A 13,083-nucleotide genomic window follows, 5' to 3' on the forward strand; every position below is an offset into this window, starting at 1 on the left:
TTTGACTATTGAAATAACAATTTGTCCATTCTCTATAATAGAAGAATATGTGCTTTTTATAAAGTGAAACTTTTTAGCATGAAAAGAGAGAGGGCTTACATTATAGTGGATGACTGTGACAAAATTGATGAAATTTCATGCCCATAGCAATCGTTTTTGCGGTATAATAAAAGCAACTCGAATTAAAAGGAGAGTGCCTTCATGGGAAAAGCAATTCAAGATAAAGATACACAATTAGTATATTTAAAAGAACGTTTAAATATGTTCATTGAAGTAATTGATACAATTGAACCCGAAGAAGTAGAATTAGAAGATGTAGATCGTCTTCTTGCAATGTTAGATGAATTAGAATTAAAATGTGAGCAATTTAAAAAAGACGAATAATATATTAAAAAGGCTACCAATTCCAATTTGGTAGCCTTTTTCTGTTCGGGTAATAGAAGGACGATAGAAAAAGAGGTATAATCAAGTTGTGAAAAATTTCATTTATGCTCTAATAGCGTGAAATAAATAGCTAAAGAGCATAACAATTGAATTTTCAGCTCATAACGTTTTGGTAGCGTTCACAATTGAGGGGGAAGTAACAATGGAAAAGCTTCAAGAAAGCATGTATCAACTAATTGTTGAAACGTCAACGAACTTACCGAAAGATGTTCGTCGTGCGATTCAACAAGCGAAAGAGCGAGAAAATGCAGGGACTCGTTCTGCGATGGCACTTGGCACAATTACAAATAATATTAAAATGGCTGATGATAACATCTCGCCGATTTGCCAAGATACAGGGATGCCAACGTTTAAAATTTATACACCAGTTGGTGTGAATCAATTAAAGTTGAAGGAAGCTATCTATAATGCGCTTGAGCGGGCGACAAAAGATGGTAAACTTCGTCCCAATTCTGTTGATTCTCTTTTTGGAGATAATAGTGGAAATAATTTAGGACCAGGTACGCCGGTGATTAAGTTTGAACAATGGGAAAAAGATTATATTGATGCACGTTTAATCCTAAAAGGTGGTGGCTGTGAGAATAAAAATATTCAATATAGCTTACCGTGTGAACTAGAAGGACTTGGACGAGCTGGCCGTGATTTAGAAGGGATTCGTAAATGCCTTCTTCATGCAGTATATCAAGCACAAGGGCAAGGATGTAGCGCTGGTGTAATTGGTGTTGGTATCGGGGGAGACCGCACATCAGGTTATGAATTAGCAAAAAATCAATTATTCCGTACATTAGATGATGTCAATCCAGTACCAGAGTTACAACATCTTGAAGAGTACGTATTAGAAAATGCGAACAAGCTTGGCATTGGTACGATGGGATTTGGCGGAGAAACAACTTTACTTGGTTGTAAAATTGGCGTCTATAATCGTTTGCCAGCTAGTTTCTATGTATCTGTTGCGTATAATTGCTGGGCATATCGTCGCCTTGGTGTGAAAATTCATCCTGAAACAGGAGACATTATGGATTGGCTATATCAAGAAGGGGAAGATACACTTCAGCATGAAGTACAAGAAAAAACAGAGCAACGTGAGATTGTATTAGAAGCACCAATTACAGAAGAGCAAATTCGTGAACTTCGCGTTGGTGATGTTGTAACAATTAATGGCATGATGTATACAGGTCGTGACGCAATCCATAAGCATTTAATGGATAATGATTGTCCAGTAGATTTAAATGGACAAATTATTTACCACTGTGGTCCAGTTGTTGTGAAAGATGACAATGACAATTGGCAAATTAAAGCGGCAGGTCCAACGACAAGTATTCGTGAAGAACCGTACCAAGGCGATATTATGAAGAAATTCGGTATTCGCGCTGTCATTGGAAAAGGCGGTATGGGTGCGAAAACATTAGCGGCTTTAGAAGAACATGGCGGTGTATATTTAAACGCAATCGGTGGTGCAGCGCAATATTATGCTGAATGTATTAAAGAAGTGAAAGATGTTGATTTCTTACAATTTGGTATTCCAGAAGCAATGTGGCATTTACGTATCGACGGGTTTAAAGCAGTTGTAACGATGGACTCTCATGGTAATAGCTTACATGCAGATGTTGATAAAACATCACTTGAAAAATTAGCTAGCTTTAAAGAGCCAGTATTTAAGTAAATAAAAAATGCATCTCGAATGATTCGAGATGCATTTTTTTGGTATATATAGAAAAACATGTTCAGCATGAAAGAATGCGTTGCAACAGAAACTACAAGTACGATTATATATGGAAAGGAGACTATTTATGAAATATAAATGGTTATATATCGGTCTCATTTTTTCAATTATGATGGCACTTGTTCCAGTTTCAGCACTGGCTTATACAAATACTCCACATAACTGGGGAATCCCGCGTCCTAAAAATGAAACAGTACCAGATGCAGGAAAGTTATATACAGATTTACTACAAAAAAATGGCGGGTTTTATTTAGGAGATACGAAGAAAAAAGATATTTATTTAACATTTGATAATGGATATGAGAATGGATACACAGGGAAAATATTAGATGTATTAAAAGAGAAAAAAGTACCAGCAACTTTCTTTGTAACGGGACATTACATTAAAACACAAAAAGATTTATTGTTAAGAATGAAGGATGAGGGACACATTATTGGAAACCATTCTTGGAGTCATCCTGATTTTACAGCGGTAAATGATGAGAAACTTCGTGAAGAATTAACGAGTGTAACGGAAGAAATTAAAAAAGTAACTGGGCAAAAAGAAGTGAAATATGTACGTCCTCCGCGCGGTGTATTTAGTGAAAGAACGTTAGCTCTTACGAAAGAAATGGGCTATTATAATGTATTTTGGTCACTTGCATTTTTGGATTGGAAAGTGGATCAGCAAAGAGGATGGCAATATGCGCATAATAATGTTATGACGATGATTCATCCAGGATCTATTTTATTACTTCATGCAATATCAAAAGATAATGCAGAAGCACTTGCAAAAATCATTGATGATTTGCGCGAGAAAGGGTATCATTTTAAAAGTCTAGATGACTTAGTAAAAGGCAATCAACCGTAAGCATGTATGCTTACGGTTTTCTCATGCTATAATGATGTGTAAAAAGGATGGGGAAACGTATGTGGAGCGAGCATGTTACGTTAGAGTATCCGTATCATTTTGAAGAAGTATTAAAACGTTTATCTTTTGATCCTCTTAACGTCATTCAATTAGATGAGAAAGTTATTTATATCCCGCTTTGTATAGACGAGGAACAGGTTGTTGTTCGCTTACAAGGGATTGGTACTGTTCAAAATCCACAGTTTTGGATTTCTAGTCAGACAGGAGATCCAGAGAAAGTCATGAAACGAATGAGAGCCATTTTTCATTGGAATGAACCGTTTCAAGATATACAAAATCATTTTTTAAATACATCATTACGTCCACTATTTGAAACATATGCTCATACTCCAATTATTTTAGAATTTGATTATTTTGCTTGTCTGCTTCGCTGTATCATTCACCAACAAATAAATTTGAAATTTGCTACTGTGTTAACAGAACAATTTGTGAAACGGTATGGAACAGAGAAGAACGGTGTATTCTTTTTCCCCACTCCGGAAATAGTAGCAAATATTTCAATAGAAGAATTGAGAGAGCAGAAGTTTAGTCAGCGAAAGGCTGAATATATAGTAGGATTAGGTCGAAGTATTGTCAGTGGTACATTAAATTTAGCGAGTATAGAAAATGGGACGGAAGAAGACATTTCAGCACAATTGTTGCCAATTAGGGGAATTGGTGCATGGACAGTGCAAAACTTTTTAATGTTTGGGCTTGGACGGAAAAATATGTTCCCGAAAGCGGACATTGGGATTCAGCGTGCAGTGCAAGGTATATTTCAATTAGATGATAAACCTGATGATGCATTTTTAGAAAAATTGAAACAAGAGTGTGAACCATACTGCAGTTATGCAGCGTTATATTTATGGAAAAGTATAGAGTAGAGGTGTAATAATGATACAAAAGCAACATGAGAGTAAGTTGGAAGTTGGTCAAACGTTTCCTGTGACAATTAAACGTCTTGGGATTAACGGAGAAGGCGTTGGTTATTTTAAGAGACAAGTTGTTTTCATTCCAGGGGCATTACCAGGAGAAGAAGTTGTTGCAGAAACAACGAAAATTCAGCGTGGCTTCGCTGAAGCGAAAGTGAAAAAAGTTCGTAAAGCTTCACCGCATCGTGTGAAAGCACCGTGTCCAGTATATGAGGAGTGTGGCGGTTGTCAGCTGCAACATTTAGATTATAAAGAACAATTGAATCAAAAGCGTGATATCGTTGTACAAGCATTTGAGAAGTACATGAAAAATAGTATGGAAGAGAAAATTCGTCCAACGCTTGGCATGGAAAATCCATGGCATTATCGTAATAAGAGTCAATTACAAGTGGGGCGTAAAGACGAAAAGGTTATTACAGGGCTATATAAACAAAACTCACATCAGTTAATTGATATCGCTCACTGTATGATTCAACATAAAGCAACGAATGAAGCGACAAAAGTTGTAAGACGTATTTTAGAAAAATTAAATGTTTCTATTTACAATGAGAAAAAACAAAAAGGTTTAGTACGCACAATTGTAACACGTACTGCAGTTCAAACAGGTGAAGTACAAGTTACACTTATTACAACAAAAGAAGAATTACCAAATAAAGAACAATTTATTGCAGAAGTACAAAAACAGATGCCAGCGGTTAAATCAATTATGCAAAATGTAAACTGGCGTAAAACATCTGTTATTTTTGGCGACAAAACATTTAAATTAGCTGGAAAAGAAGTAATTCAAGAAACACTTGGTGATTTATCATTTGAATTATCAGCACGTGCGTTCTTCCAGTTGAATCCAGAGCAAACCGTTGTTTTATATAATGAAGCAAAAAAAGCCGCTGCGTTAACAGGCGATGAGAAAATTGTAGATGCGTATTGTGGCGTTGGTACAATCGGTCTTTGGCTTGCAAATGATGCAGCGGAAGTACGTGGTATGGATGTAATTCCAGAAGCGATTGCAGATGCAAGAAAAAATGCAAAGCGTCACGGATTTACAAATACGAAATATGAAGCAGGTAAAGCTGAACAATGGTTACCGAAATGGGTAAAAGAAGGATGGCGTCCAGATGTAATTGTTGTCGACCCACCACGTACAGGTTGCGATGATAAATTACTGGAAACAATTTTAAAAGTGAAGCCGAAACAAGTTGTGTACGTGTCTTGTAATCCTTCTTCATTAGCACGTGATGTACAAGCATTAATGAAGAGCTATGAAGTGGAGTATGTGCAACCAGTTGATATGTTCCCGCATACAGCTCACGTAGAAAATGTAGTGAAGCTTGTTAGAAAGTAAAGTTTATTAATATTCCCTCATGGTATGAGGGAATATTTTCTATGAAGGAGAATATTATGCATAATTATAAATTAACAATTCAGTACGATGGCGCACGTTTTAAAGGATGGCAACGTCTCGGTAATAACGATAATACAATTCAAGGAAAAATCGAAAGTGTCATATCTGAAATGGTCGGAAAAGAAATTGAAATTATCGGTTGTAGTAGAACAGACGCTGGTGTACATGCTTTGAATCAAGTTGCTAACTTTCAAAGTGATGAGAAGTTAGTGGAACATAAAGTGAAAAAATATTTAAATCAATATTTACCTAATGATATTAGCATTACGAATGTGGAAGAAGTACATGATCGTTTCCATGCTCGTTACAATTCTAAAGCAAAAACATATCTGTATAAAATTTGGAATGAAGAGCATACAAATCCATTTATGCGTAAATACAGCATGCATGTGAATAAAAAATTAAATGTGAAAAGCATGAAAGCAGCTGCGAAACATTTAGTTGGTTCACATGACTTTACTGCTTTTTCAAATGCGAAATCAAAGAAAAAATCTATGGTTCGAGAAGTATATACACTTGATGTGATGGAAGAGGCAGGGTTTGTACAAATTAGAGTAAGTGGTAACGGCTTCCTTCATAATATGGTAAGAAAAATTGTCGGGGCATTAATTGAAGTTGGATTAGGACAATTAGACGCTGAAGCAATTCCAAACATTTTAGAGGAAAAGCAGCGCAATCAAATTAATTGTCTTGCTGAGGCAAGTGGGTTGTATTTAGAGAATGTTGAGTTTTAATGGCAAATAAAAAAATCGGGCTAAGTAGCTCGATTTTTTTAGTATTACGAAGATTTCTCGTTTTTTATACGTAGCTTCAAATTCCAAAAAGCAGCAAGCATAATAGCTGCAAAGGAGCCGCTAATTGTTCCTAATAGCTTTGCATAAGGAAAGCTACTCATATCACCATTAATGAATAACATTATACATAGAACAGCAGGGAGAAGGTATAAGTAGTGTAATAACTTTAATTTTTTATCATTACTCATATATATAGCCCTTTCTAGCATGTTATATTTTTATTATAACATATTTTTCCAAGTTATTTTTTGCACTTGGAGACATGTTTATTTCATATGTGTAAATGCAGTTTTTTAATTCGATATTGTAAGTTTTGCCTACTTAATCCTAAAAATTTTGCAGCTTGTGAAATGTTGCCATGATTCTCTTTAAGAATTTGATTAATGTAGTTCTTTTCCATTTTTTCTATTGTGTGTTTTAAAGTTTTAGGTGCATGAGTATTGTGATTAGTTAGTGCATGTTGCATATTGAATTCTGTTTTTATTCGTTCACGAAAGCGAGTAGGCATATGAAACGCTGTAATGATGGTTTCATCTTCTATCAAGTTCATGGAACCTTCAATTATATGTTCCAACTCCCGTACGTTTCCAGGCCAATCATATGCATAGAAAAATTCTCTTACATTTACATCTACATCGGTTACATTGAGCCCAAATTGAGTATTATATTTTTCAATAAAGTGCTGAACAAGATCTGGAATATCTTCTTTTCTTTCACGTAAAGGCGGAAGACATAAAGTAACGACGCTTAATCGGTAATATAAGTCTTCTCTTAATCGATTATGTGCGATGGCTTCGAAAGGATCTTCATTGATAGTTGCTATAATACGAACATCAATTTCTTTTTCGTGTGTGCCTCCGATTCTTCGTATTGTTTTTTCTTGTATAGCTCGTAGTAACTTCGCTTGAAGTGCTGGACTTAATGAGTTGATTTCATCTAATAACAAAGTTCCTCCGTTCGCTTCTTCGAATAAGCCTGATTTATCTATTGCTCCTGTAAAGGCACCTCGATTTGTGCCAAATAGTAGGCTTTCCATTAAGGTATCAGGTATAGCGGCACAGTTTTGTGAAATAAAGGGTTTGGTTGAACGCTGACTTTCATTATGGATGCTTTGTGCAAATAGTTCTTTACCAGTGCCTGTTTCCCCTACGAGAAGTATGGAGGAAGATGTACGAATTACTCTTTTTCCTTCTGTAATGATTGATTGAATGGCTTCAGAATCACCAATTATGTGATCAAAGGTAAATTTAGTGCTTTGTTTTCGAGAAGGACTTATTTTTATCGTTTGTTTTAAGTTACTAATTTCTTTTGATATTTCAATAGCGCCTTTAATTTTTCCATTTTCTATTATAGGGAAAGTATCGTTAATCGTTGTAATTTCTTGTCCTTTATTGTTAAAATACGTTTGTTTTATATTTTTCTTTGTTTTTCCAAATTTTAATGCCTCTATAAGAGTACTATTTTTATTTTCTTCAAATGCAAATACCTCTAAAGGACTTTTATATAATACATCTGAGCGTTCCATTGATTCAATTTCCATCATTTTGCGGTTATAGACAATCGTTTTACTTTCCTCATTAATAATATGAATCCCGATATCGAGTTCATTGATTAAAGTTTCATATAGCATATTCATTTCAATAAGTTGTTTGAAATTAATTTCTTCTGTATGCATGTAACATCTTCTCCTCATTTCACCCTATGAAGACTGACTTTTTATAATTTTATTAAAATTCTTATAAAATCGCAAAAAAATTTTGCTATTTTTCGTTTAAAACTTTTTAAATGATCGAAAAATTTTGCGGTTGTGCACATTTTTTTGTATGAAACTCTCATTTAATATATGAATTAGAGACTTGGTACGTATTTTGCATAAATAATATTCGAAATCTCTAGAGGGGAGAATATGAATTTTTACAGGATATACAACGTTTTGGTGTCAATTAATAAGAGGGAGGAATTTATAAAGTGAAGACAGTTATAGAAGGTGTGTATAGTCCTTGTTATGGAAAAGTAGAGAAGTTATTTGTTACGGAAAGTTCTTACGTATACGAGTGGGAGAAATTAGCGTTAATTGAAACAATAGATAAACAGAAAGTAGAAATTAAGATAGGGATCAGTGGTTATATTGAATCATTAGAAGTAGTAGAAGGACAAGCTATTGCTGATCAAAAATTATTAATAACAGTAAGGGATGACCTTTTAGTAACAGGCAGTGATTAATGTAAGTGACGTGTATTTTTGCTCTTTTCAATCATTATTTTTACAATGAATACTTTTAAAAACGCTTACATTAAATGGGTTGGCAAAGTGAAAAGGGGGGATTTATATGATGGATCAAAACCAAGGATTAAAAAGAGAATTGAAAAGTAGGCACATATTTATGATTGCACTCGGTGGAGTTATTGGTACAGGACTTTTTTTAGGGTCAGGTTATACGATTCATGAGGCTGGACCTGGAGGAGCAATTGTAGCGTATCTTGTCGGTGGATTTGTAATGTATTTAACGATGCTCTGTCTTGGAGAATTAGCTGTTGCGATGCCTGACGCAGGGTCTTATCAAACGTATGCGACAAAGCATATTTCCCCTGCAGCAGGTTATGTAGTGGGATGGATGTCATGGTTAAACTGGTCTGCTACGATAGGTATTGAATTAATTGCAGTTAGTATTTTGATGAAACGTTGGTTTCCTGATGTACCGTCATGGATTTGGTGTGTAGTGTTCGCGGTACTGCTCTTTGCTATTAATGCGTTATCTTCAAGAAGTTTTGCGGAAGTGGAATTTTGGTTTGCAAGTATTAAAGTAATTACAATTATTGCATTTATTATTTTAGGCGGGGCGGCAATGTTTGGTTTTCTAGATATGAAAGGAAATGAACCAGCACCGATGTTCTCTAGCTTTACTGATTACGGGGGACTGTTTCCGAATGGATTATCAGCCATTTTAATTACGATGATTGCAGTTAATTTTTCTTTCCAAGGAACAGAACTAGTTGGTATTGCAGCAGGTGAGAGTGAAAATCCAGAGAAAACGATCCCGAAGGCAATTAACAATACAGTTTGGCGTATACTTGTTTTCTTTGTACTATCTATTTTTATTCTTGCTGGACTATTCCCTTGGCAGCAAGCAGGAGTAATAGAAAGTCCATTTGTAGTTGTATTTGATAAAATTGGTATTCCTTATGCAGCCGATATTATAAATTTCGTTATTATTACAGCAGTACTATCCGTTGCGAATTCAGGATTATATGCAACTTCTCGTATGCTATGGTCTATGTCTAATCAAGGAATGATTAGTCCGATTTTTGGTAAGTTATCTAAAAACGGTGTTCCTATTTATGCATTGATTGTAAGCACAATTGTAGGTTGTCTCTCATTATTATCAGGTATTTATGCGGAAGATACAGTTTATTTATGGCTGCTTTCTATCGCTGGATTTGGAGCGATACTAGTTTGGGCATCTATTGCTCTATCTAACTTATTAGCTAGAAGGTCATACATAAAGCAGGGCGGGGATGTGAAAGACCTGAAATTTAAAACACCGCTGTATCCATTCGTACCACTGCTTGCGTTAGTATTAAATGTAACAGTAATCGTTGGCATGGCCTTTATTCCAGAACAAAGAATGGCATTGTATTGTGGTATTCCATTTATGATTGTTTGTTTACTGTTTTATCGTGCTACAAGAAATAAGGGAAGTAATGTAGAGCATATTGAAAAGACAAATACAACGGAAGTAGAGAGTTTATAATAGTGATCAATTAGGAGACTGTAAAATTGTAAACAGTCTCTTTTTTTGTGAAAATAAAGCTGGAAACATACTATGTATGCAAAGGGGAATTAGCGATGAATCGAGAAATTTCGCAGTTGTTAAAACAAATAGATTCAAGGAAAGAGGAATTGTTAGAACTTACAAAAACATTAATTCGTTTTGAAACACCAGCACCGCCAGCGAGAAATACAAATGAAGCGCAAGAATTTGTTGCAGAGTTTTTAAGAAAACGAAATTTTAGTATTAATAAATGGGATGTATATCCGAATGATCCGAACGTTGTTGGGGTAAAAAAAGGAATAAAAAGTGACTCATATAAAAGTCTTATTATTAATGGTCATATGGATGTAGCTGAAGTTTCAGCAGATGAGGCGTGGGAAACAGATCCATTTGATCCATTTATAAAAGATGGCTGGTTAGTTGGACGTGGCGCAGCAGATATGAAAGGTGGGCTGGCTGGAGCGCTATTTGCCATTCAACTTTTACAAGAAGCTGGTATTGAATTACCTGGAGATTTAATCTTTCAATCAGTAATAGGGGAAGAAGTTGGAGAGGCAGGAACACTTCAATGCTGCAGGCGAGGTTACGATGCTGACTTTGCAGTCGTAGTGGATACGAGTGATTTACATATGCAAGGGCAAGGTGGTGTAATTACTGGATGGATTACAGTGAAAAGTCCGCAAACGTTTCATGATGCAACGCGCAGACAAATGATCCATGCTGGAGGACGTTTATTTGGAGCGAGTGCGATTGAAAAAATGATGAAAATTGTGCAGAGCTTACAAGAATTAGAGCGTCACTGGGCAGTCATGAAAACATATGAAGGCTATCCATCTGGAACAACAACAATTAATCCAGCTGTTATTGAGGGGGGAAGGCATGCGGCGTTTATTGCGGATGAGTGCCAGTTATGGATAACCGTGCACTTCTATCCGAACGAAACACATGAACAAATAATAAAAGAAATTGAAGAATATATTGGAAAGGTAGCAGCTGCCGATCCATGGTTAAGCGAAAATCCGCCACAATTTAAGTGGGGCGGAGAATCAATGATTGTAGATCGTGGTGAAATTTTCCCTTCATTAGAAGTAGATAGGGAACATGCAGCTGTAAAAAAACTTAGCTCAGTACACGAGTCTATTTTATCAAAAAATGCAATTTTAGATATGTCTGCAACGGTAACTGATGGCGGTTGGTTTAGTGAGTTTCATATTCCAGCGATTATATATGGACCAGGTACATTAGAAGAAGCACATTCTGTAAATGAGAAAGTTGAAATTGAACAGTTAATTGAATTTACAAAAGTAATAACAGCATTTATATATGAATGGTGCCACACGAAAAAATAGATTTGTATAGTAAAATCGTACGAGTATGTATACTTGTACGATTTTTTAGTGAACTATTTCAGAGGTGAAAATAAACAACTGAAATAGTTCTTTATTTTGCTATGTTTTTCGTTTTATTTCAAGTAATTTCTCTTTTGCTAATTCAACGGCGATCGCATCATCTAAATAGCCAATTGGAAAGAGATAGTCGGGAATAATATCTGTCGATAAAATGAAATACAGTAATGCGCTTCCAAGAACTGCACGTTCTTCTTTTGAAATGGTTTCATTGCAAAATTGTTGATACATATCTGTTAATTGTTCAATAAAAGGACCAGCACTATCAATTTGCTCTAATTTGCTTGCGAAACTGTCATGAATACGTTTTTCGCCTTCTGTTGTCTGGGCATAGCGTTCGTAATTTTCGAGTTCTTGTTTTACGCGAGTTGTAGTGTAATCGAAATCGAATAAGTTAGAGGATTGCAGCGTTTGCTGAATGGTATCAAGAGATGTGTACATATCTGTTTTTTCTTTATTAATGTGAGGAGAATCAGGGTACATTTCATCAAATAACAATTGGGGTGGAACTTGAAGACATTCTGCAAATTTTTGTAGATGTTTTTGTTTTGGCGGTTGTTTACCATTGATAATTCTTGAGACTGTTGCAGGATCAATATTTGTAAGTATTCCTAGTTGGCGCATAGATAAGGCGCGTTCTTTTAAAAGTTTTTTTATTAATTTGCCAAGCCGATCATTCGGGTTTTCATTAGCCATAGTGTAGGCACTCCTTTTTTAGTATTGAAAAAATATTGAGCATTTATTACAAGTATATGAAACAGACAGGCACAGTTGCTCAACATTTTCATAATATGCATTGAAAAGTGAGAAAAAGGGGTGACTATTTATGAGTACGGCAGGCTTATTTTCAATTTTTTTAATCGGGATCGCTTCTAATTTAGATAATGCAGGTGTTGGAATTGCATATGGCATTCGTAAAATTCGTATTTCGTGGTTTAACAATTTTATCATCGCATTCTTTGGATTTTTATTTACTTTACTAGCTGGATTTTTTGGAAACTGGATTGCGTTATTTATTTCAGAGTTTACAGCAAATCTGATTGGAGCAATCGTTTTAGGGGTAATCGGTGTGTTTATTTTGTGCCAGCCTTTCTTGGGTCAAAAAAATACTGCAGGTTCTAAAGATGATAATGTACTTATGGGCATTTTACGTGATCCGGAAAAAGCAGATTTTGATGGTTCTAAAACAATTAGTTTCTCAGAAGCAATTGTTTTAGGAGTTGCGTTGTCTATTAATAATATTGCAGGTGGATTTGATGCAGGGGTAACAAATTTAAATCTTTGGCTTACAGCGACTATTTCTGGGGTGTTTAGTTTTATTTGTATTAGTGGTTTTGCGTATGTAGGAAAACGATTTTTGGCAGAATACTTAGGGAAATGGGCGACAGTTATCGCAGGACTATTATTAATTCTTATTGGGATCGATCAGTTGTTGTAAGGAGAGTAGAAAACAAGGTTCGAGTATTTCCTTGGAAATACAGCAAGAGATTGCATATATCGACGTACTTTTCTCCATACTAATACGGATTTCTTTTAAGAAAGGGGGATTTGTATGGGACGCGGGAAAGCATTTGATCATAAGAAAAAAGGGCATGATCATCAACCACCTAAAGGTGCGTTCATTCATAAAGATGTAAATGAACATACTTTGGAAGAGGAAGAGCTACCAGTAAATATTGAGGCGTATAAAAATAGTTTAAAAAAACATTAAAAGCACCTAC

General features: G+C 35.3%; 14 protein-coding genes. 11 read left to right on the plus strand and 3 right to left on the minus strand.

Translation table 11 applies throughout. The annotated features are described in order from the left end of the window. The first annotated feature begins 201 nt into the window (after positions 1–201). The 6 genes from HMPREF2590_RS00720 to truA all read left to right on the plus strand — a co-directional run bounded on the left by HMPREF2590_RS00720 (position 202) and on the right by truA (position 6,124). On the plus strand, positions 202–384 hold the full coding sequence (locus HMPREF2590_RS00720) for an SE1561 family protein (RefSeq protein WP_000513558.1): 183 nt from the start codon (positions 202–204) through the stop codon (positions 382–384). A gap of 202 nt (positions 385–586) precedes the next feature. After that, positions 587–2,107, plus strand: coding sequence for a class I fumarate hydratase (gene fumA / locus HMPREF2590_RS00725; RefSeq protein ID WP_000413520.1), 1,521 nt, complete (start codon positions 587–589; stop codon positions 2,105–2,107). 127 nt (positions 2,108–2,234) lie between these two features. Then, on the plus strand, positions 2,235–3,017 hold the full coding sequence (pdaA, locus tag HMPREF2590_RS00730; RefSeq protein ID WP_000875956.1) for a delta-lactam-biosynthetic de-N-acetylase: 783 nt from the start codon (positions 2,235–2,237) through the stop codon (positions 3,015–3,017). A gap of 59 nt (positions 3,018–3,076) precedes the next feature. Continuing rightward, complete coding sequence (locus HMPREF2590_RS00735) at positions 3,077–3,940, plus strand: DNA-3-methyladenine glycosylase family protein (protein WP_000269418.1); 864 nt, start codon at positions 3,077–3,079, stop codon at positions 3,938–3,940. Between the two features lie 10 nt (positions 3,941–3,950). Beyond that, positions 3,951–5,330: a 23S rRNA (uracil(1939)-C(5))-methyltransferase RlmD gene (gene rlmD / locus HMPREF2590_RS00740; RefSeq protein WP_000615200.1), complete on the plus strand. Its 1,380-nt coding sequence runs from the start codon at positions 3,951–3,953 to the stop codon at positions 5,328–5,330. A 56-nt stretch (positions 5,331–5,386) separates the two neighbouring features. Continuing rightward, the gene (gene truA, locus HMPREF2590_RS00745) at positions 5,387–6,124 is read left to right on the plus strand and encodes a tRNA pseudouridine(38-40) synthase TruA (RefSeq protein WP_000553118.1); all 738 of its coding nucleotides are present in this window, start codon (positions 5,387–5,389) and stop codon (positions 6,122–6,124) included. Positions 6,125–6,168: 44 nt separating this feature from the next. Here truA and HMPREF2590_RS00750 read toward each other — a convergent pair whose 3' ends face one another. Continuing rightward, positions 6,169–6,372, minus strand: coding sequence for a hypothetical protein (locus HMPREF2590_RS00750; RefSeq protein ID WP_000063854.1), 204 nt, complete (start codon positions 6,370–6,372; stop codon positions 6,169–6,171). Between the two features lie 83 nt (positions 6,373–6,455). After that, positions 6,456–7,859 (minus strand): sigma-54 interaction domain-containing protein, encoded by a 1,404-nt coding sequence (locus HMPREF2590_RS00755; RefSeq protein ID WP_000556698.1) that lies wholly within the window; start codon positions 7,857–7,859, stop codon positions 6,456–6,458. A gap of 293 nt (positions 7,860–8,152) precedes the next feature. Between HMPREF2590_RS00755 and HMPREF2590_RS00760 the strand changes: the two genes are divergently transcribed. From HMPREF2590_RS00760 to HMPREF2590_RS00770, 3 genes are all read left to right on the plus strand, one after another. Further along, positions 8,153–8,407 carry a biotin/lipoyl attachment domain-containing protein gene (locus HMPREF2590_RS00760; protein ID WP_000859489.1) on the plus strand — a complete coding sequence of 85 codons (255 nt, stop codon included), beginning with the start codon at positions 8,153–8,155 and terminating at the stop codon, positions 8,405–8,407. Positions 8,408–8,513: 106 nt separating this feature from the next. After that, on the plus strand, positions 8,514–9,935 hold the full coding sequence (locus tag HMPREF2590_RS00765) for an amino acid permease (RefSeq protein WP_000969250.1): 1,422 nt from the start codon (positions 8,514–8,516) through the stop codon (positions 9,933–9,935). A 95-nt stretch (positions 9,936–10,030) separates the two neighbouring features. Beyond that, positions 10,031–11,305 (plus strand): acetylornithine deacetylase, encoded by a 1,275-nt coding sequence (locus tag HMPREF2590_RS00770; protein WP_001078357.1) that lies wholly within the window; start codon positions 10,031–10,033, stop codon positions 11,303–11,305. Positions 11,306–11,404: 99 nt separating this feature from the next. Here the strand turns inward: HMPREF2590_RS00770 and HMPREF2590_RS00775 are convergent, their stop codons facing one another. Continuing rightward, the gene (locus tag HMPREF2590_RS00775) at positions 11,405–12,058 is read right to left on the minus strand and encodes a DUF1232 domain-containing protein (protein ID WP_001262772.1); all 654 of its coding nucleotides are present in this window, start codon (positions 12,056–12,058) and stop codon (positions 11,405–11,407) included. A gap of 130 nt (positions 12,059–12,188) precedes the next feature. On the opposite strand from HMPREF2590_RS00775, the gene ytaF reads away from it, so the two are divergent. Together ytaF and HMPREF2590_RS30230 are read left to right on the plus strand one after the other, a co-directional pair. After that, the gene (ytaF, locus tag HMPREF2590_RS00780; RefSeq protein ID WP_030022841.1) at positions 12,189–12,800 is read left to right on the plus strand and encodes a sporulation membrane protein YtaF; all 612 of its coding nucleotides are present in this window, start codon (positions 12,189–12,191) and stop codon (positions 12,798–12,800) included. 114 nt (positions 12,801–12,914) lie between these two features. After that, positions 12,915–13,073 carry a hypothetical protein gene (locus tag HMPREF2590_RS30230; protein ID WP_000532409.1) on the plus strand — a complete coding sequence of 53 codons (159 nt, stop codon included), beginning with the start codon at positions 12,915–12,917 and terminating at the stop codon, positions 13,071–13,073. Positions 13,074–13,083 lie beyond the last annotated feature (10 nt).

This window comes from Bacillus sp. HMSC036E02 (assembly GCF_001836235.1).
Lineage (GTDB): Bacteria > Bacillota > Bacilli > Bacillales > Bacillaceae_G > Bacillus_A > Bacillus_A cereus.

Bases quoted from the DNA above. Each gene is read 5' to 3' on its own strand.
- HMPREF2590_RS00720 (WP_000513558.1), top strand. From the start codon at position 202: ATGGGAAAAGCAATTCAAGATAAAGATACACAATTAGTATATTTAAAA.
- fumA (WP_000413520.1), top strand. From the start codon at position 587: ATGGAAAAGCTTCAAGAAAGCATGTATCAACTAATTGTTGAAACGTCA.
- pdaA (WP_000875956.1), top strand. From the start codon at position 2,235: ATGAAATATAAATGGTTATATATCGGTCTCATTTTTTCAATTATGATG.
- HMPREF2590_RS00735 (WP_000269418.1), top strand. From the start codon at position 3,077: ATGTGGAGCGAGCATGTTACGTTAGAGTATCCGTATCATTTTGAAGAA.
- rlmD (WP_000615200.1), top strand. From the start codon at position 3,951: ATGATACAAAAGCAACATGAGAGTAAGTTGGAAGTTGGTCAAACGTTT.
- truA (WP_000553118.1), top strand. From the start codon at position 5,387: ATGCATAATTATAAATTAACAATTCAGTACGATGGCGCACGTTTTAAA.
- HMPREF2590_RS00750 (WP_000063854.1), bottom strand. From the start codon at position 6,372: ATGAGTAATGATAAAAAATTAAAGTTATTACACTACTTATACCTTCTC.
- HMPREF2590_RS00755 (WP_000556698.1), bottom strand. From the start codon at position 7,859: ATGCATACAGAAGAAATTAATTTCAAACAACTTATTGAAATGAATATG.
- HMPREF2590_RS00765 (WP_000969250.1), top strand. From the start codon at position 8,514: ATGATGGATCAAAACCAAGGATTAAAAAGAGAATTGAAAAGTAGGCAC.
- HMPREF2590_RS00770 (WP_001078357.1), top strand. From the start codon at position 10,031: ATGAATCGAGAAATTTCGCAGTTGTTAAAACAAATAGATTCAAGGAAA.
- HMPREF2590_RS00775 (WP_001262772.1), bottom strand. From the start codon at position 12,058: ATGGCTAATGAAAACCCGAATGATCGGCTTGGCAAATTAATAAAAAAA.
- ytaF (WP_030022841.1), top strand. From the start codon at position 12,189: ATGAGTACGGCAGGCTTATTTTCAATTTTTTTAATCGGGATCGCTTCT.
- HMPREF2590_RS30230 (WP_000532409.1), top strand. From the start codon at position 12,915: ATGGGACGCGGGAAAGCATTTGATCATAAGAAAAAAGGGCATGATCAT.